This is a genomic window from Streptomyces sp. NPDC027663 (assembly GCF_055566415.1).
In genome coordinates, this window is the sequence record NZ_JBVHSK010000008.1 from 150,142 (window position 1) to 167,981 (window position 17,840).

Genomic DNA, 17,840 nt, shown 5'->3' on the forward strand with positions numbered 1-17,840 from the left:
TCGGGCAGACGGCGTGGGCCCCGCCCGGGATGTCCCGGGCGGGGCCCACGCGCGTGTGCCGGAGGCGTCAGCCGCTGGTGCCGCCGAAGATGCTCGTGCCGCCGTTGTCGTTGTTGCCGTTGTTGTTCCCGCCGAAGCCCACGGTCTGCAAGGTGATCGTGGTGCCGGCCGGGTCGTCGACCTGCTGGTTGCCCTTCGGGTCCTGGTCGGCGACGAGCGCGTTGTCGCTGGTGTCGCTGCCCGGGGTGAACTGGATGTTCGTGAAGCCCGCGGCGTTCAGGATCTGCCGGGCCACGGCGACCGTGCGGCCACGGACGTTCGGGACCTGCGTCTTCTGCTGCTGCTGCGCCTTGCCGACGTTGATCACCACGTTGGTGTTCTTGACGACCTGCTGGCCCGCCGCCGGGTTGGTGCTCTGCACCTTGCCGTCCTGGGCGGGGTCGGTGACCGGGGTGTCGTTGCAGGACGGCACCAGGCCCTTGCCCTGCAGCTCGGCCTTCGCCTCGTCACAGGACTTGCCGGTGACGTCGGGGACGGTGATCTTCTCCTCGGCCTTGGCGACCGTGAGGGTGATCGTGGTGCCCTTCTCCTTGCTGGTGCCGCCGTCAGGGTTCTGGGTGATGACGACACCGGGCGTCTGGGTCGACACCTGGGTCTTCTTCTCGACCGTGAAGCCCTTGTCCTCGAGCTGGCTCCTCGCCTGCTCGAACTGGATGCCGCGGACGTCCGGCACGGCCACCTTCGGTGCGCCCGTCGAGATCACCAGGGTGACCGTGCTGCCCTCGTCGACCTTCGTGCCCGGGTCCGGGTTCTGGGTGCATACGTTTCCCGTGGCCTGCTTGTCGCAGGGCTTCTCGGTGACCGACACCTTGAGGTCGACGTTGGTGGCCATCTTCCGGGCCCGCTGCTCCGAGTTGCCCACGAACGCCGGCACGGCCACCTTGCCGTCGTCCGAGTTGCGCCCGTCGAAGGCGAACTTGCCGATCAGAATGGCGCCGACCAGGACCAGCAGGCCCGCGACCACCAGGAGGATCGTGGAGGTGTTGGACTTCTTCTGCTGGCGGCGGCGGTCCGGGCGGTCGTCGTAGCCGTAGCCGCCGTCGTCCGGGTTCATCGGCGGGAGCATGGTGGTCGCTCCGCCGCCCGCGTCCGACCGCAGGGCCGTCGTCGGCTGGTCGTCGGGGTAGCCGCCGTAGCCCGCGGCGCCCATCGCGGCGGTGGCCGCGACCGGCTGGCCGTCCAGGCACGCCTCGATGTCGGCGCGCATCTCGTCGGCCGACTGGTAGCGGTAGTTCGGGTCCTTGACCAGGGCCTTCAGGACGATGGCGTCCATCTCGGGCGTGATCTCGGGGTCGAAGACCGACGGCGGCTGGGGCTCCTCGCGCACGTGCTGGTAGGCCACGGCCACCGGGGAGTCGCCCACGAACGGCGGGCGGACGGTCAGCAGCTCGTAGAGGAGGCAGCCCGTCGAATACAGGTCCGACCGGGCGTCGACCTGCTCGCCCTTCGCCTGCTCCGGCGAGAGGTACTGGGCCGTGCCGATCACCGCGGCCGTCTGGGTCATGGTCATGCCGGAGTCGCCCATGGCGCGGGCGATGCCGAAGTCCATCACCTTGACCTGACCGTTGCGGGTCAGCATGACGTTGGCCGGCTTGATGTCGCGGTGGACGATGCCGTTGCGGTGCGCGTACTCCAGGCCCTGGAGGATGCCGATGGTCATCTCCATCGCGCGCTCGGGCAGCAGCTTGCGGCCGGAGTGCAGCAGCTCGCGCAGCGTGGAACCGTCGACGTACTCCATCACGATGTACGGGATGGAGACCCCGTCGATGTAGTCCTCGCCCGTGTCGTAGACCGCGACGATCGCGGGATGGTTGAGCGAGGCGGCCGACTGGGCCTCCCGGCGGAAGCGGGCCTGGAAGGACGGATCACGCGCGAGGTCCGCGCGCAGCGTCTTCACCGCCACGGTGCGGCCGAGCCGGGTGTCATGCGCGAGGTAGACCTCCGCCATGCCACCGCGGCCGAGCACCTGGCCCAGCTCGTACCGGCCGCCGAGGCGACGCGGCTCTTCCATAGCTACCTACCAGCCCTCTCCGTCGGTCTCGGCCGCGCACGTCCGTGTGCGGCCGGAGGCTGCCGTCCGGGCCTACCGTACCCGGCTCGCTGTGTGTGACCTGGCCAAGCCCGTAACCCGATACAGGACCGGTATCGCAACGTGCGGCGATGTGAAGGTGATGTGAGCGGCGTCACTTCCGGTGATCGGCGGTGGTCACTTCTTGGAGTCGATCACTGCCTTCATGACGTTCTTCGCGATCGGCGCGGCCAGGCCGCCACCGGAGATGTCGTCGCGGTTGGCCGCGTCGTCCTCGACCACCACGGCCACGGCGACCGGCGAGCTGCCGTCACCGAGCTTGGCGTAGGAGATGAACCAGGCGTACGGGTTCTCGCTGTTCTCGACACCGTGCTGGGCGGTACCGGTCTTGCCGCCGACCTTCGCGCCCTCGATCTGCGCCCTCGTACCGGTGCCCTTCTCGACCACCGTCTGCATCATGTCCTGCAGGATCTGCGCGTTCTCCGGCGACAGCGGCCGGCTCAGCTCCTCCGGCTGGGTCTTGGCGACCGGGTCCAGGTTGGAGGACTCCAGCTCGTCGACCATGTACGGCTTCATGAGCTTGCCGTCGTTGGCGACCGCCGAGGCGACCATGGCCATCTGCAGCGGGGTCGCGGCGGTGTTGTACTGGCCGATGGAGGACAGCGCGGTCTGCGACTGGTTCATGTCGTCGGAGAACACCGAGGCGGTGGCGCGGACCGGGGTGAACTGCTCGGAGTCAAAACCGAACTTCTTCGCCTCGGCGAGCATCTTGTCGTTGCCGAGGTCCGAACCGATCTTGCCGAAGACGGTGTTGCAGGAGTACTGGAGCGCGACCCGCATGGTCGCGTCCTTGCACGGGATGTTGCCCTCGTTCTTCAGCTCGGTCGTGGTGCCCGGCATGGTCCACGGCAGCGGCGACTCGGTCTTCTCGTCGGCCGAGGTGTACTTGCCGTTCTCCAGCGCCGCGGCCGCCGTGACCACCTTGAACGTGGAGCCCGGCGGGTAGGCCTCGCGCAGCGCCCGGTTCAGCATCGGGTCGTTGGGGTTGTACTTCTTCTGCAGCTTCTTCCAGGCCGCGGCGTCGTCGTTGGTGTTGCCTGCGAAGGACGAGGGGTCGTACGACGGGTAGGAGGCCAGCGCGAGGATCTTGCCGGTGGCGGGGTCCAGGGCGACGACGGCACCCTTGCCGCCCTGCGCCTTCAGACCGTCGTACGCCGCCTTCTGCGCGGCCGCGTTGAGCGTGGTGACGACGTTGCCGCCCTGCTGCTCCTTGCCGGTGATCATGTCCAGCGTCTTGCGGAAGAACAGCCGGTCGTCGTTGCCTGTGAGGATGCCGTCCTCGAGGGACTCCAGCTGGGTGGCGCCGAAGGCCTGCGAGGCGTACCCGGTGACCGGCGCCCACATGGGGCCGTTCTTGTAGGTGCGCTTGAACTTCAGGTCGTTGATACCGGTCTTGCTGTTCTCGGACGACCCGGTGATCGGGTCGCCGCCGACGACGATGTCGCCGCGCGGGGTGGCGTAGCGGGCGATGGTGACGCGGCGGTTCTCCGGGGCTTCCTTGAGGCTGTCGGCCTTGACGTACTGGAGCCAGTTGTCGCGCAGCAGCAGCGTCAGGACGAGCAGGCCACAGAAGATCGCGATCCGGCGCAGGGGCTTGTTCATGACGGGCGCACCACCTGGGTCATCTCGGCGTCGGGGTTGCTGGCGGGGGCGGGCGCCGGGCGGCGGGCGGTGTCGCTGATGCGGATGAGGATGCCGATCAGCGCCCAGTTCGCGAGTACGGAGGAACCGCCGTACGCCACGAACGGCATGGTCATACCGGTCAGCGGGATGAGGCCCATGACGCCGCCGGCCACCACGAAGACCTGGAGGGCGAAGGCGCCGGACAGGCCGACGGCGAGCAGCTTGCCGAACGGGTCGCGGGCGGCGAGGGCGGTGCGTACGCCACGTTCCACGATGAGGCCGTAGACCAGCAGGATGGCCATGACGCCGGCCAGGCCCAGCTCCTCGCCGAAGGTGGCGAGGATGAAGTCCGAGTTGGCGGCGAACCGGATCAGGTCCGAGTGGCCCTGGCCCCAGCCGCTGCCCAGGGTGCCGCCCGAGCCGAAGGCCCACAGTGCCTGCTGCAGCTGCTCGGAGTGGCCGGGTTGGCCCTGGCGGCTGAGGGTGTACTCCCGCATCGGGTCGAGCCAGGACTGGACGCGGCTCTTCACGTGGGTCTCGACGCTCGCCACGCCGACCGCGCCCGCCGCGGACATCAGCAGACCGAAGACGATCCAGCTGGTCCGCTCGGTGGCGACGTACAGCATGATGACGAACATTCCGAAGAACAGCAGCGACGTGCCGAGGTCCGTCTCGAAGACCAGGATGAGGATCGAGATCGCCCAGACGACCAGGATCGGGCCGAGGTCGCGGCCGCGCGGCAGGTACAGGCCCATGAAGCGGCGGCTGGCGAGGGCCAGGGCGTCGCGCTTCACCATCAGGTAGCCGGCGAAGAAGATGGCGAGGACGATCTTCGCGAACTCGCCGGGCTGGAGCGAGCCCAGCCCGGGCACCCGGATCCAGATCTTCGCGCCGTAGATGTTGGCGCCGAGGCCGGGCACCAGCGGCAGGATCAGCAGGAGCAGGGCGCCGAACATGGAGATGTAGGTGTAGCGCTGCAGGACGCGGTGGTCCTTGAGGAAGATCAGCACGACGACGAACAGCGCGATGCCCAGCGCGGTGTACAGCAGCTGGCGGGGGGCGGCCGTGAAGTAGTCGGGCAGGGACTGCAGCAGCTTCGACTGGTCCAGCCGCCAGATACAGACCAGCCCGAGCCCGTTCAGCAGCGTGGCCAGCGGCAGCAGCAGCGGGTCCGCGTACGGGGCGAACTTGCGTACGCCGAGGTGGGCGACGCCGGCCAGCAGGGCGAGGCCGAAGCCGTAGCTCAGCAGGCCCGTGGGGACCTTGTCGTCGATGGCCAGGCCCACGTTGGCATAGGCGAACACCGGGATGACCACGGCGAAGACCAGCAGGGCCAGCTCGGTGTTGCGACGGCTCGGTGCGCCGATGGCACCGATCGTGGACGTGTGATGCGTGGGCGAGTTCGTACTGCTCATCGTGTGACAGGGCCTCTCACGGCTTGCCTACTGCTTACCGCACAGCGAGACGACCTTCTGCTCATCCTCCGAGAGAGTGGGGCCGGGGCTGGGGGTCGCGGACGGGGTCGTGGACGGAGACTTCGGGGGGGACGTCTGGGGCGGCTTCGAACCCGACGGGCTCGGGGTCGTGTTCGGCGACGGGGAGGCCTTGACGAAGGCGGCCTGGGTGAAGGCGGTGTGGGTGAAGGCGGCGTGCGTGGCGGTGCCCGTGGTGCCGCTGGTGCTGTTGGTACCGCTGGTGCCGCCGGTGCCGGTGCCGCCCGTGCCGTCGGTCTTGCCCTTGTTCTTGTCGTTCTTGTCCTGGTTGCCGGCCTTGTCCCGCGCCTTCTCGGCGGCCCGGTACTCGGTCAGCTTCCGGCAGGCGGAGGCCTGCACCGACAGCTCGTTGACCTTGGTCTCGGCCGCCGTCAGTCCGCCCTCGGCGATCGTGGCCTTGACCTTCTTCTGCTGGTACGGCGGCAGGTACTTGAGTTCGATGCCGGGGTAGTCCTTCTCGACCTTCGACAGCGACACCCAGGCCAGATCCTGGCTGATCCCGCGGTACAGCGCGACGTGCTCGTCCTTGGTGCCGACGTAGTACTGCGTCTGCGTCCAGCGGTAGCCGCCGTACAGGCCGCCGCCGACGACGACGAGGGCCAGGGCGCCGTAGAGCGAGGTCTTGAGCCATCTGCGCTGCCTGCGCGGCTTGGTGAAGTCTCCGTCGGCGTAGTCGTCGAAGCCGCCGGGCGGGACGTACCCGGTGGTGTCGCCGGAGCCGGGCGGGCCGAACTCGCCGCCGCCGTGCCCCTGGCCCCGGCGGCCCAGGTGGGAGGCGCGGCCGGCCGGGGTCTGCATGATGCCGTTGTCGTGCAGGTGGTGCTGGTTCTCGGCGACCGCGCCGACCACGACCGGCTGGTCGGACAGCTGCCCGGCGAGGGTGTCCCCGGTGTCCAGGTCGAGCACGTCGGCGACGATGACGGTGATGTTGTCGGGGCCGCCGCCGCGCAGCGCGAGCTGGATCAGCTCCTGCACGGTCTCCTGCGGGCCCTGGTAGCTGGCGAGGGTCTCCTCCATCGTCTGGTGGGAGACGACGCCGGACAGACCGTCGGAGCAGATGAGGTAGCGGTCGCCGGCCCGGACCTCGCGGACCGACAGGTCGGGCTCGACGTGGTCGCCGCTGCCGAGGGCGCGCATCAGCAGGGAGCGCTGCGGGTGGGTGGTGGCCTCTTCCTCGGTGATCCGGCCCTCGTCCACCAGCCGCTGCACCCAGGTGTGGTCCTGGGTGATCTGGGTGAGCACACCGTCGCGGAGCAGATACGCGCGCGAGTCGCCGACGTGCACCATGCCGAGCCGCTGCCCGGTCCACAGCAGTGCGGTGAGCGTGGTCCCCATGCCCTCGAGCTGGGGGTCCTCCTCGACCATGGCGCGCAGCTGGTCGTTGGCCCGCTGCACGGCGGTGCCCAAGGAGGTGAGGATGTCGGGGCCGGGCACGTCGTCGTCGAGCGTGACCAGGGTGGAGATCACCTCGGAGGAGGCGACCTCGCCGGCGGCCTGGCCGCCCATGCCGTCGGCGATGGCGAGCAGGCGCGGACCGGCGTAACCGGAGTCCTCGTTGCCCTCCCGGATCATGCCTTTGTGCGATCCGGCGGCAAAGCGCAGTGACAGACTCATGCGCACCTCGCCCGTCGGCTCCGGGTACAGCCGGTCGTGTCGAGCCACACTGCCCACCCTCCGGTTGGGAGCGCGCCGGAGACCGGGGTGCGGCCTGCCGCTGCGTGCTCGCTCCGCTCGCGCTTACTCATGACGTAGCACTACTTCCGCAGCTCGATTGCGGTCTTGCCGATGCGGATCGGCGCGCCCAGCGGGATCGGTGTGGGGGTCGTCAGCCGGGACCTGTCCAGGTAGGTGCCGTTGGTGGAGCCGAGATCCTCGACGATCCACTGGCCGCCCTGGTCCGGGTAGATCCTGGCATGGCGGCTGGAGGCGTAGTCGTCGTCCAGCACGATCGTGGAGTCGTGCGCCCGGCCCAGCGTGATGGTCTGGCCCTGGAGCGCGACGGTGGTGCCGGCCAGTGTGCCCTCGGTCACGACCAGCTTGGTGGGGGCGTTGCGGCCCCGCCTGCCGCCGCTCTGCTGGGCGCGCTGCTGCGGCGGCGCGGCCTGCTGCCGGGTCTGCTGGCGGCCGGACTGCTGCGGCCTGGCAGCTTCCCTCCGCGATCCGCGCTGGGTGACGCGCGTACCGAACAGGTCGCTCCGGATGACCTGCACGGCCACGATCACGAACAGCCACAGTACGGCCAGGAAACCCAGCCGCATGACCGTGAGGGTCAGCTCTGACATTGCCCCCGCTTCACCCTTCGGCTTGCCTATAGATAACGGTGGTACTGCCCACGACGATCCGCGAGCCGTCGCGGAGCGTAGCGCGGGTGGTGTGCTGCCCGTCCACCACGATGCCGTTGGTGGAGCCGAGATCCTGGATCGTCGAGGGCGTTCCGGTCCGGATCTCGCAGTGCCGGCGGGAGACGCCGGGGTCGTCGATCCGCACGTCGGCGTCGGTGCTGCGGCCCAGCACCAGCGTCGGGCGGGAGATCTGGTGGCGGGTGCCGTTGATCTCGATCCAGTAGCGGGTGCGCCCGCCGCTCATCGGGGCCGCCGCGGGCCGCTGGGTGGCGGGCTGCGGGTAGCCGTACCCGCCGGGGCGGGTGCCGGGTGGTGGCGCGGAGGGCATGGGGGGTGCGCCTGCGGGAGCGGGCGGGTAACCGTAGCCGCCGGAGGCGCCCTGACCGGAGCGGCCGGCCGCGGGTGCGCCGGGGGCCTGCGGTGCCGCCTGCTGGCTGCTGCTGGAGGACGCCAGGGTGCGCGAGCGCACCCGGTACAGGCCGGTGTCCAGGTCGTCGGCCTTCTCCAGGGTGACCTTGATCGGGCCCATGAAGGTGTAGCGCTGCTGCTTGGCGTAGTCGCGCACCATTCCGGCCAGTTCGTCGCCGAGCTGTCCGGAGTAGGGGCTGAGGCGCTCGTGGTCCGGTGCGCTCAGCTCCACGATGAAGTCGTTGGGCACGACGGTCCGGTCGCGGTTCCAGATGGTCGCGTTGTTGTCGCACTCACGCTGGAGCGCGCCGGCGATCTCCACGGGCTGGACCTCGGACTTGAAGACCTTGGCGAAGGTGCCGTTCACCAGACCTTCGAGACGCTGCTCGAACTTCTTCAGGACTCCCATGGGGCACCTCCTCCGTTCCTGCCGTCGTGTTGCCCTGCTTTGTGCCGCTGCCTTGCCCGGTACTGCTGGTACTGCTCACTGATCGTATCTACGCGCCCGCCAATCAGCCGGTTCCCCCAGCGGCTCCGCTTCGAACTCCTGGCGCGCGTCCTGCTGGCATGGATCGTAGAGGCGGGCGAAGACCAGTGTCCCGCACCTGGCTGTGGACCCGGTCCGCCTCCTGGGGAGACGGCCGGTACCGGTACGAGGTTGATACGTGAACCGCGTCTCCTTGATACGTGCGCCGCAGCGCGTGCGCTGCGCATGTCCAGGGTGCCGGGTCCGGCGTGGTGCCGGGAGGGCGGGGATCAAGCGATGTGAACCCACCCCATGCGACGTGCTAATGTTCTGGGTGTCGGAAGGGGCCGGACCGAAAGGGACGGAGCCGAAAGACACACCCAATGCGCGGGTGGCGGAATAGGCAGACGCGCTGGATTCAGGTTCCAGTGCCCGCAAGGGCGTGGGGGTTCAACTCCCCCCTCGCGCACAGCTGAGACACGGGTCTCTGCTGGTGACGGAAGTCACCGCAGGGGCCCGTTTCTCGTTGCCCGGTTCCCTGTGAGGCATCGCACAGACCGTCAGCTCCCGGGGCGGCCACCGGCCCGTGAACTATCTCACGGGCCGGAAGCACCTGTTGGCCCTCAGGGCGCGCTGGGCCGGACGGTCGAGGCCGGCGTCCTGCCGGGCTCGTGGGGCTGCTCGGTGAAGACGACGACGTGCCATGTGCCCTTGTCACGGGTGACCGTGAACGTGTCGTTCATGGGCGTGCCCGTCTTGTCCTCGGCGAGGAGATGGGCGCTGCCGGTGTCGGGGCCCATGTCGTGGTCGATCTCGAGACTGCTGATCTTCCAGCCCCGGCCGCCCTTGTCGGCGAGGATCTTCGCTGCTTCTTTCCGCGACCAGGGCTCGTCCTTCACTCCGCCGATCCGGATGAGGCCGGTCGTACTGCGCGTGTTGAGAGCGGAGAGGTAGGCGTCGACGGCCTGGCGCGCACCGTCAGCCGGTGAAGCGGACGGCTTCGCCCCGCCCTTGTCCTCGTGGTCCGACGAGCAGCCGGCCAGGGCCAGTAACGCGAGCGCTGCGACGGCCATGTGGCGACGGTTCACGGCAGGGCTCCTTCTTCTCCTGTGAGGGGGGCAGCAGCCTGTCAGGTGCGGTGCGCGTACCACCAGGTGTGCGGGTGGTCGGAGACGATCTTCGCGACGCTTTTGTTGTGGGTGTCCGAGGTGTGGTACGTGAGGTAGGGCACACCCCGGTACTTCTTGGTGACGAACATCGAGTGGTCGACGACGTTGTTGCGGTTCCAGTCGGCCTGGAGCACGTCCGAGGCGACCATGTCGTACACGTTGCGCAGTGCCTTCGTGCGCTTGGAGTGCTTGATGGCGAACCAGTACCAGTTCTCCGCCCCGCCCCAGGTGTACGAGGTCCAGAGGCTGGTGGGCCCGTAGAACCAGTACTTGTTGCTGGTGCGCTGGATGATGGAGCCGCCCGCGGGCTTCCAGCCGCCGGCCAGCATGATCTGCGACAGGAAGTTCGTGCAGTCGTTGCCGCCGTAGGTGCGGTACGCCGAGTTGTGGTGGTCCCAGTACTTGTTCGCGTAGGCGATCATCTTGTTGTAGCTGTACGCGGCCGTCGCGGCGGGCTTGACGGCGCCGGGGCCGGGTTCGCTCCCGGGCAGCGGGGTGGTGCTGGACCCGTCGCCCTTGTCGCCCTCGTCCTCGTCCGCGATGCCGCCGCCGTCCGTCGTCTCCGGTTCGACGTCGACGCCGGAGACCTGTGTGGTCGGCGTGGGGCCGCCCCCGGTGTCGGCCTTGTCGGCGGCCAGCAGCCATGAGCCGTCGTCGGCCTGGGTGAACCTGACGGTGTGGGGGAGGGACAGCTCTTCGTACTCGGGGGCGCCGTCCTCGACTTCCGCTTGCGTGAACGGAAGGTACAGGCGGGTGTGTTCGGTGATCCGCAGGGTGGCCTGCCGGCCGTCGACGGTGGAGTCGTCCACGCTGACGTCGACCTGCGCCTTGGTGTAGCCCCCGTCGATCTTCTCGTACCGCTCGCCCTTGGTGGCCAGCGCGGCGAGGTCGTCCTTGGTCTCGGCGGCCATGGCACGGGTGGTCCTGAGGTGCGCCGCGGCGAACCGGAGGCTCGGCGGAGTAGTCGTGAGCATGTCAGCTCGCTGCTGGAGGTAGCCCTCCGCGAGCTGTGACAGTGACGAGGTGGTGGCCTCCGTGGAGGCGGGGGTGGTGCCGGGGGTGGCGCTCGCCGGTATGTCGACGAGCGCGAGTATCGCCGCCGTGCCGGCGGCGGCGAAGGCGAGTCTGCGCTGCGCAGTGCGCATGAGACCTCCTGATCATGAGCTGACTGGTCGCCGTCAGCCTGCATGAGAGGAGATCAAATCCAGCCGGAGCGTTCCCTTCTGGCCGCTTTCGTGCGCAGGAATGTCTGATTCCTCACTGTGTGTCGCTTGGGTCGCATGTGGTGCCCTCGATCACCGTTCCGGGACACGGTGCCGATGCCGGGGTGAGGGTTCTGGCGGCGAACTGCGCCAGCCGGGCTCGCAGCTCGTCGCGCGGCAGGCCCTTCTCGTCCGCCAGGTGCGCGACGAGGTCGGCCCGGGTGGCGGCGAGCAGGGCGTGCGCGGTGAAGTCGCTGTCGGGCAGATCCGGAATCCCGGCGAGCAGGTCCTGGAGCAGGGTGTGCCAGCGCTCGTAGTGCTCGGCGCGGTACGGACTGTCGCTGCCGGTCTGTTCCAGGGCCAGGGCGAGACGGCGGTTGTCGAGCTTGAAGCACAGGACCGCGTCGAGCACGGCGAGTACGCGCCGGAGCGGCGGTGTCCCGGGCCCGAGCGGCGGCGGGCCCTCCTCGACGCTTCGCCGTACCGGTTCCAGCCGCGCCGCGTACAGGGCCCGGATCAGGCCGGTGCGATCGCCGAAGGCGCGGAAGAGCGTCCCCTTGCCGACGCCCGCCGCCGCCGCGATGTCGGCCATCGTGACGTCGTCGGGGTGTGCGCAGGTGGTGAAGAGGGTGTCGGCGGCGGCGAGGACGGCCGCGCGGTTGCGGGCGGCGTCCTTGCGTGGGCTGCGCTCGGCCACGTGGTTCCTCCGTTGCGATCCGGACCAGCGGTCCGTATTGTCGTCAGTGAAACGGACCGCGGGTCCGTATCGTACTCGAACGGAGAGAGCCATGCCTGCGAACGGCCATGCGAACGCCTCACCGGCCGACCTGTACCGCCACAGTCTGCGGCTGCTGCTGGACAAGGACATCCCCGCCTGGGTCGGGCTGTGGGACGAGGACGGAGTGATGGAGTTCCCCTTCGCCCCGCCGCACTGGCCCCGGCGGCTGGAAGGCCGGGACGCCGTCGCGGCCTACATGCGCGGCTATCCCGACCACATCGACCTGCACGACTTCCCCGAGGTGCGGATCCACCGCACCACCGACCCGGAGACCGTCGTGGTCGAGATGCGCGGGGTCGGCCGCCTGGTCGGGACGGGAGACCCCTTCGACATGACCTACATCGCCGTCGTGTCCGTCCGGGACGGGCGCTTCACCTCGTACCGCGACTACTGGAACCCCCTCGCCGTCCAGACACCCGGACTGGACTTCACCGGGAGGGACGCCCGGTGAACCCGCTCGCCGCTGCCGTGTCCGTCACCGCCGGGTGCGCCGCCGCCGGGTCTGTCACTACCGCGCCCGCCGCTGCCGCGTCCGCCACCGCCCCGTCCGTCACCACCCTGGTCATCGGCGCCACCGGCACGACCGGGAGCCGTACCGCCGCGCGGCTGGTCGACGCCGGACACCGCGTCAAGGCCGCGAGCAGGCAAGCCAGTCCGGTCCGGGGTGCGCAACCGGTCCGCTTCGACTGGTACGACCCCGCCGGCTTCGCCGACGCCCTCGCCGGAGCCGACCGCGTCTATCTCGTGCCGCCCGTGGGCGACCCGGACCCGGCCGCGGTCATGCTGCCCTTCCTCCGGCAGGCCCGCGCCGCCGGAGTACGCCGTGCCGTGCTGCTCGGTTCCTCGGCCATCCCGGCGGGAGGTCCGGGCGTCGGTGCGGTGCACCGGGCCCTGCCCGGGCTGTTCGGCGAATGGGCGGTGCTGCGGCCCTCCTGGTTCATGCAGAACTTCACCGGCACGCACGCCCATGCCCGGAGCATCCGTGAGCACGGCGAGATCCTGACCGCGGCCGGGAGCGGCCGGGTCGGCTTCGTCGACGCCGAGGACATCGCCGCCGTCGCCGTGCACGCCCTGACCGGCGAACGGGCGCCCGGCACCGACCTCGTCCTGACCGGACCGGAGGCGCTCAGTCACGACGATGTCGCCGCCGTCGTCACCGAGGTCACCGGGCGGCCCGTGATCCACCGCCCGCTGACGTACGAGCAGATGCGGGACCGGCTGACCGCTCAAGTGCCCCTGGAGTTCGCCGAGATGCTGGCCGGCATGGACCGTGCCATCGCCGAGGGTGCCGAGGACCACACCACCGACACCGTCCAGCGCCTCACCGGCCGCCCGCCCCACGGTTTCCGCGAGGTCGCCGAGCGGGAGCTGACCCGGGGTGGGTGACTCGCGACGGCGGCGGGCGGAGGTTTCTGAGCGCGGGTTCGGGGCGGCGCCTCCCGGGCTTCGCGCGCGATCGGTTCGAGGCAGCCGAGCCAGTTGCTGCGGGGCCGAGACGAGATCCTCGTGGATCCTGCAGCGCGGCCGAGGATCAGCTGACGGGTTTGTTTCCCACGGGCGATCCGCCCGCCGACGCGTGTAGCCGTCGTGCCCATGCCTACCTGCTTCCTCGGGCCGGACCCTCTTCGGTGCGGATGAGAGAAGTCCTGCACGGCCGGTTCGTCATCGGCGTCCCCAGGGGTACCGGAACGGCGGGGTCGGCCGCGGGGTGGGGTGTTGGAGCGGCGGAGTCGGCCGCGGGGTCTGACGTCTTTCGGCCGCCGGTTGTACGGTCTCCCGAGTTGATGTTCGTACCGGTGCCCGCCGCAGCAGGCGCCCGGGGAGTACGGGGGAGGCGGTCGCGGTGACCGGAACCGGTGTGGGAGTGGCGGACGCGGCGGACGCGGACGCGGTGGACCGGAGCACGCGCCGGCTGCCCCGGGTGAGCGGATTCGGCCAGTGGCCGACGCAGGGTTCACCGAAGGAGGAGGGCAAGGCGCTCCGGCAGAGCGTGCCGCGCAGCGCACACCGCTCCCTCGACCTGGACGCCGCCCGCCCCGACGCGGTCGCCGCGGTGACCGAGTCCAACGCCGGCCGCCTACCGGAACTGACCCCGATACGGGTGGGCCGGATGGCCGCCACCCCGTTCGCCTTCCTGCGCGGCTCGGCCGGGCTCATGGCCCACGACCTCGCCCGTACCCCCATGACCAGGATCGTCACCCAGATCTGCGGTGACGCGCACGCGGCCAACTTCGGCCTCTACGGCGACGCCCGCGGCGACCTCGTCATCGACCTCAACGACTTCGACGAGACCGTGCAGGGCCCCTGGGAGTGGGACCTGAAGCGGCTCGCGGCCTCCCTGGTCCTCGCCGGACGCGAGGCCGGCGCCGACGAGGACACCTGCCGGGCGGCCGCCCGGGACACGGTCGGCGCCTACCGCCGCACCATGCGCCTGCTCGCCAAGATGCCGGTCCTCGACGCCTGGAACGCCATCGCCGACGAGGAACTCGTCTCCCACACCGACGCCCACGACCTGCTGGGCACCCTCCAGCGGGTCTCGGAGAAAGCGCGCGCCAACACCAGCGGCCGGTTCGCGGCGAAGTCGACCGAGGCGGTGGAGGACGGCGGCCGCCGCTTCGTGGACGCCCCGCCGGTGCTGCGGCGGATACCGGACGCCGAGGCCGCCGCGGTCGCCGCGTCCCTGGAGTCGTACGTCCACACCCTCAGCGAGGACCGGCACCCGCTGCTCGGCCGGCACGCGGTGCACGATGTCGCCTTCCGCGTGGTCGGCACCGGGAGCGTCGGGACCCGGTCGTACGTCGTGCTCCTCCTCGACCACCGCGAGCAGCCGCTGGTGCTCCAGGTGAAGGAGGCCCGCCCTTCCGCGCTCGTCCCCCACCTGGTCGCGGCCGGCTTCGACGCACCGGCGGCGGATCACGAGGGGCGCCGGGTGGTCCTCGGCCAGAAGCGGATGCAGGTGGTCAGCGACATCCTGCTGGGCTGGACCACCGTCGACGGGCGTCCCTTCCAGGTCCGCCAGTTCCGCAACCGCAAGGGCAGCGTCGACCCGGCCGCCCTCTCCGCCGACCAGGTCGACGACTACGCCCGCATGACCGGCGCCCTCCTGGCCCGCGCCCACTCCCACAGCGCCGACCCGCGCCTGATCGCCGGGTACTGCGGCAAGAACGAGGAACTGGACGAGGCGATCGCCGCCTTCGCCGTCACCTACGCCGACCGCACGGAGGCCGACCACGCAGACCTGGTGGCAGCCATCAGGGCGGGCCGGATAGAGGCGGAGCTGGGGGTGTAGCCGGATCGGGGCGGGGCTGAAGGTGCAGGTCGGATTGAGGTGGAGCTGGGGGTGCAGGTCGGTTCGGGGCGGGGCTGAAGGTGCAGGTCGGATCGAGGCGGCTGGGGTGTGAGCCCGGAACGAGGCGGGCTGGTGATGCAATGAGGGCGACTGCAGCCCCCTGAGGGGCGCGGGGAACTGCGCGAACGACCACGACGACCCCGCAGTCGGCCCGCGACCCGCAGCGCTACGGCGAGACCCGCAGTCGGCCCACGGCCCGCAGCACTATGGCGAGACCCCTTGGCCGGCCCACGACCTGCAGCGGTATGGCGAGCCGCGGCCGGCCCACGACCTGCAGCACTACGGCGGGACCCCGCAGTCGGCGCCGCCCGCCCCGCTCCGGTGTGGCCAGGTGTGCCCCGGCCGAGCCGAGCGCAGCGGCTACGCTGAGCGGGTGACGCCCCCGAAACCCGATCCGTCCCCGCCGTCCCGCCCCGAGGAACGGCTGGAGCAGGCCGTACGGGCCGCCGAGCAGGCGCTGATCGAGTACGAGATCGCCGTGGAGACCTTCCGCGTCGAGGTCGAGAACTTCTCCCGCCTCCACGAGCAGCGCCTCGGCCCGCTCTACACCCGCATCGAGGAACTGGACGCGGAGATCGCCGAGGCGAAGGCCGCCCGCACCGGCGACCCCGAGGACGTCCGCCGCGCGGCGGAGGCCCGTGCCCGCGTGCTGCCCATGCCGGGCGTGGAGGAACTCCTGCACGGCTGGATGGACGGCGACGGTCTGTTCCCTGAGGCCGCCGCCATGCTCACCGACCAGGCCGTACGGCCCCCGCAGCGCGTGCGGCCCAGCGAGGAGGCCCGCAGGCTCTTCCGCGAGCTGGCCCGCAAGGCCCACCCCGACCTCGCGCAGGAGGAAGAGGAACGCCAGCGCCGCGAGGAGTTCATCACCCGCGTCAACGCCGCCTACGCCCGCGGCGACGAGACCCTCCTCAAGGAGCTGGCCGAGGAGTGGGCGGCCGGTCCGGTGCCGCCCGAGCGCCGCCCGAGCCCCGCCGAGGAGCTGTACGCCCGCCTGGAGTGGCTGGCCCAGCGCAAGGAACTGCTCACCCTCGTCGCCCGCGAGCTGGAGGAGAGCGCGATCGCCGGGATGCTGCGCCTCGCCCCCGACGACCCCGACGGGCTGCTCGAGGAGATCGCCGGCCGGCTGCGCGCCGACATCGTCCAGCGGGAGGCGGAACTGGCCGCCCAGCAGGCGCGGGACTGAGCCACGCCTCGCTTCAGGTAGCGTCGGAACCATGAATTTCGGAGCTGGTGTGCCCACGGTCCCGGTCACGGACCTCAAGGACGGCGACTTCCTGCTGGACGTCCGCGAGGACGACGAGTGGCAGGCGGGCCACGCCGAGGGAGCCCTGCACATTCCCGTCAGCGAGTTCGTGGCCCGCTACGGCGAGCTGACCGAGGCAGCCCCGCAGGACGGCCGCGTCCACGTCATCTGCCGCTCCGGCGGCCGCTCGGCCCAGGTGACCATGTACCTGGTCCAGCAGGGCATCGACGCGGTGAACGTCGACGGCGGCATGCAGTACTGGCACGCCACGGGCCGCCCGGTGATCACCGAGGACGGCAAGCCCGGCTTCGTCCTGTAACCGGGCTTCGTCCTGTAGCCGGAGCCCCTCCGGTCCCGTCAGCCGAGGGGATGGGCGGCCAGCAGGTCGCCGAGCCTCTCCTCGTACGCCGCCGCCGGGCCGAGCGCCAGCTCCAGGTGCTTGGCCCAGGCGTGGTAACGGTGCAGCGGGTAGTCGGTGTCCGCGCCGAACCCGCCGTGCAGATGCTGTGCCGTCTGCACCACCCGCCGTACGCCCTCCGCCGCCCAGATCTTCGCCACGGCGACGTCCCCGGCGGCGGGCAGCGCCCCCGGCGCCCCCGATGCGATCCGCCACGCGGCCTGCCACAAGGTGGCCTCCATGGCCCGCAGATCGATGTACCGGTCCGCGGCCTGCACCGCCACCGCCTGGAACGTCGCGATCGGATGCCCGAACTGTTCCCGCTTGCCGGTGTACTCCCCGGTCATCCGCAGCACGCGCTCGCCCAGCCCCAGCGCCAGCGCACAGGTGCCGGTCACGAGCAGCGCATGCAGCCACTCCCAGGCCCCGTCCGCCTCGATCACCTCGCCGGCCTCGATCCGCACGGACTGCAGCCGCAGTTCGGCCAGCCGCTCGCCGCTGGTGGAGACCTGCTCGGCGAGCAGCAGCCCCGGTGTCTCGCGCGGCACCAGCGCCAGCACGGTCCGGTCGGCCGTCGTGCCCTCGACATGCGCCGGTACGACGATCAGGTCGGCGTCGTACGCCCACGGCACCGCCGTCTGCACCCCGTCCAGCAGCCACACCCGACCGTCCCGCCGCGCGGTGACGGCCAGCTCGGCCGGGTCGTGTCCGGTACGCCCCTGCGCCGCAACGGTCAGCACCAGCTCCCCCCGTCCCGCCCGGGCCAGTAGCCGCTCCGCCTGCTCCTTCCCGCCGTGCGCCTGGACGGCCGCCGCGGCGGCGCTGTGCTCCAGCAGCGGCACCCGGGCGAGCACCTTGCCGGCCTCGCGCAGCACCAGACACAGCGCGATCGCGTCAAGGGCCGCCCCGCCGTGCGCCTCGTCGAGCAGCAGACTCAGCAGGTCCGCGCCGGCCAGCCGCGTCCACAGCTCCCGGTCGAATCCCTCGGCCACGGCACCGGTGGTGAGCGCCGGGCTGGGCACCCCGTCCGGCGCGACACCGGCGAACACCCCCCGCGCCGCCTCGGCCGCCGCCTGCTGCTCCTCGCTGAAGGTGAAGTCCACGGCCTGTCCTCCCGGAGGGTCCGGTCAACTGAAGGGCGATCCACGGCGCCCGAGGTCGTCTGACGGACCGTCAAGATAGAACAGGTTCTAGGAGAAGGGAACGGCCGCGGAGCGC

15 protein-coding genes and 1 tRNA gene are annotated in these 17,840 nt (G+C 70.8%); 6 read left to right on the top strand and 10 right to left on the bottom strand.

From position 1 onward, the window contains the following. Positions 1-67 precede the first annotated feature (67 nt). The 6 genes from pknB to ACZ4SF_RS22420 form a co-directional block, all read right to left on the bottom strand. Positions 68-2,071 (bottom strand): Stk1 family PASTA domain-containing Ser/Thr kinase, encoded by a 2,004-nt coding sequence (pknB, locus tag ACZ4SF_RS22395; protein ID WP_468387156.1) that lies wholly within the window; start codon positions 2,069-2,071, stop codon positions 68-70. Positions 2,072-2,266: 195 nt separating this feature from the next. After that, complete coding sequence (locus tag ACZ4SF_RS22400) at positions 2,267-3,751, bottom strand: peptidoglycan D,D-transpeptidase FtsI family protein (protein ID WP_468387159.1); 1,485 nt, start codon at positions 3,749-3,751, stop codon at positions 2,267-2,269. Further along, positions 3,748-5,187, bottom strand: coding sequence for an FtsW/RodA/SpoVE family cell cycle protein (locus ACZ4SF_RS22405; RefSeq protein ID WP_468387161.1), 1,440 nt, complete (start codon positions 5,185-5,187; stop codon positions 3,748-3,750). The genes ACZ4SF_RS22400 and ACZ4SF_RS22405 overlap by 4 nt, the downstream gene beginning before the upstream one ends. Positions 5,188-5,214: 27 nt before the next feature. Continuing rightward, positions 5,215-6,879, bottom strand: a complete 1,665-nt coding sequence (locus tag ACZ4SF_RS22410; protein ID WP_468387591.1) for a Stp1/IreP family PP2C-type Ser/Thr phosphatase — start codon at positions 6,877-6,879, stop codon at positions 5,215-5,217. 140 nt (positions 6,880-7,019) lie between these two features. Further along, positions 7,020-7,547: an FHA domain-containing protein FhaB/FipA gene (locus tag ACZ4SF_RS22415; protein WP_468387164.1), complete on the bottom strand. Its 528-nt coding sequence runs from the start codon at positions 7,545-7,547 to the stop codon at positions 7,020-7,022. Between the two features lie 10 nt (positions 7,548-7,557). After that, positions 7,558-8,424: an FhaA domain-containing protein gene (locus tag ACZ4SF_RS22420; RefSeq protein WP_468387167.1), complete on the bottom strand. Its 867-nt coding sequence runs from the start codon at positions 8,422-8,424 to the stop codon at positions 7,558-7,560. Positions 8,425-8,866: 442 nt separating this feature from the next. On the opposite strand from ACZ4SF_RS22420, the gene ACZ4SF_RS22425 reads away from it, so the two are divergent. Then, positions 8,867-8,950, top strand: a tRNA-Leu gene (locus ACZ4SF_RS22425). A 154-nt stretch (positions 8,951-9,104) separates the two neighbouring features. On the opposite strand, the gene ACZ4SF_RS22430 is transcribed toward ACZ4SF_RS22425, so the two are convergent. From ACZ4SF_RS22430 to ACZ4SF_RS22440, 3 genes are all read right to left on the bottom strand, one after another. Next, positions 9,105-9,569: a hypothetical protein gene (locus tag ACZ4SF_RS22430; RefSeq protein ID WP_468387170.1), complete on the bottom strand. Its 465-nt coding sequence runs from the start codon at positions 9,567-9,569 to the stop codon at positions 9,105-9,107. A gap of 41 nt (positions 9,570-9,610) precedes the next feature. Next, on the bottom strand, positions 9,611-10,795 hold the full coding sequence (locus ACZ4SF_RS22435) for an amidase domain-containing protein (protein WP_468387173.1): 1,185 nt from the start codon (positions 10,793-10,795) through the stop codon (positions 9,611-9,613). A 112-nt stretch (positions 10,796-10,907) separates the two neighbouring features. Next, complete coding sequence (locus ACZ4SF_RS22440) at positions 10,908-11,549, bottom strand: TetR/AcrR family transcriptional regulator (RefSeq protein ID WP_468387176.1); 642 nt, start codon at positions 11,547-11,549, stop codon at positions 10,908-10,910. Between the two features lie 91 nt (positions 11,550-11,640). Here ACZ4SF_RS22440 and ACZ4SF_RS22445 point away from each other — a divergent pair, with 91 nt between their 5' ends. The 5 genes from ACZ4SF_RS22445 (at position 11,641) to ACZ4SF_RS22465 (ending at position 16,544) form a co-directional block, all read left to right on the top strand. Next, positions 11,641-12,081 carry a nuclear transport factor 2 family protein gene (locus ACZ4SF_RS22445; RefSeq protein WP_468387179.1) on the top strand — a complete coding sequence of 147 codons (441 nt, stop codon included), beginning with the start codon at positions 11,641-11,643 and terminating at the stop codon, positions 12,079-12,081. A 107-nt stretch (positions 12,082-12,188) separates the two neighbouring features. Continuing rightward, positions 12,189-13,016: an NAD(P)H-binding protein gene (locus ACZ4SF_RS22450; RefSeq protein ID WP_468387593.1), complete on the top strand. Its 828-nt coding sequence runs from the start codon at positions 12,189-12,191 to the stop codon at positions 13,014-13,016. A 457-nt stretch (positions 13,017-13,473) separates the two neighbouring features. Next, positions 13,474-14,919, top strand: coding sequence for a DUF2252 domain-containing protein (locus tag ACZ4SF_RS22455; protein WP_468387182.1), 1,446 nt, complete (start codon positions 13,474-13,476; stop codon positions 14,917-14,919). Positions 14,920-15,352: 433 nt separating this feature from the next. Beyond that, on the top strand, positions 15,353-16,165 hold the full coding sequence (locus tag ACZ4SF_RS22460; protein WP_468387185.1) for a hypothetical protein: 813 nt from the start codon (positions 15,353-15,355) through the stop codon (positions 16,163-16,165). A gap of 49 nt (positions 16,166-16,214) precedes the next feature. Then, positions 16,215-16,544, top strand: a complete 330-nt coding sequence (locus ACZ4SF_RS22465; protein WP_468387595.1) for a rhodanese-like domain-containing protein — start codon at positions 16,215-16,217, stop codon at positions 16,542-16,544. A 38-nt stretch (positions 16,545-16,582) separates the two neighbouring features. Here the strand turns inward: ACZ4SF_RS22465 and ACZ4SF_RS22470 are convergent, their stop codons facing one another. Beyond that, positions 16,583-17,725 carry an acyl-CoA dehydrogenase family protein gene (locus ACZ4SF_RS22470; protein ID WP_468387188.1) on the bottom strand — a complete coding sequence of 381 codons (1,143 nt, stop codon included), beginning with the start codon at positions 17,723-17,725 and terminating at the stop codon, positions 16,583-16,585. Positions 17,726-17,840: the final 115 nt, after the last annotated feature.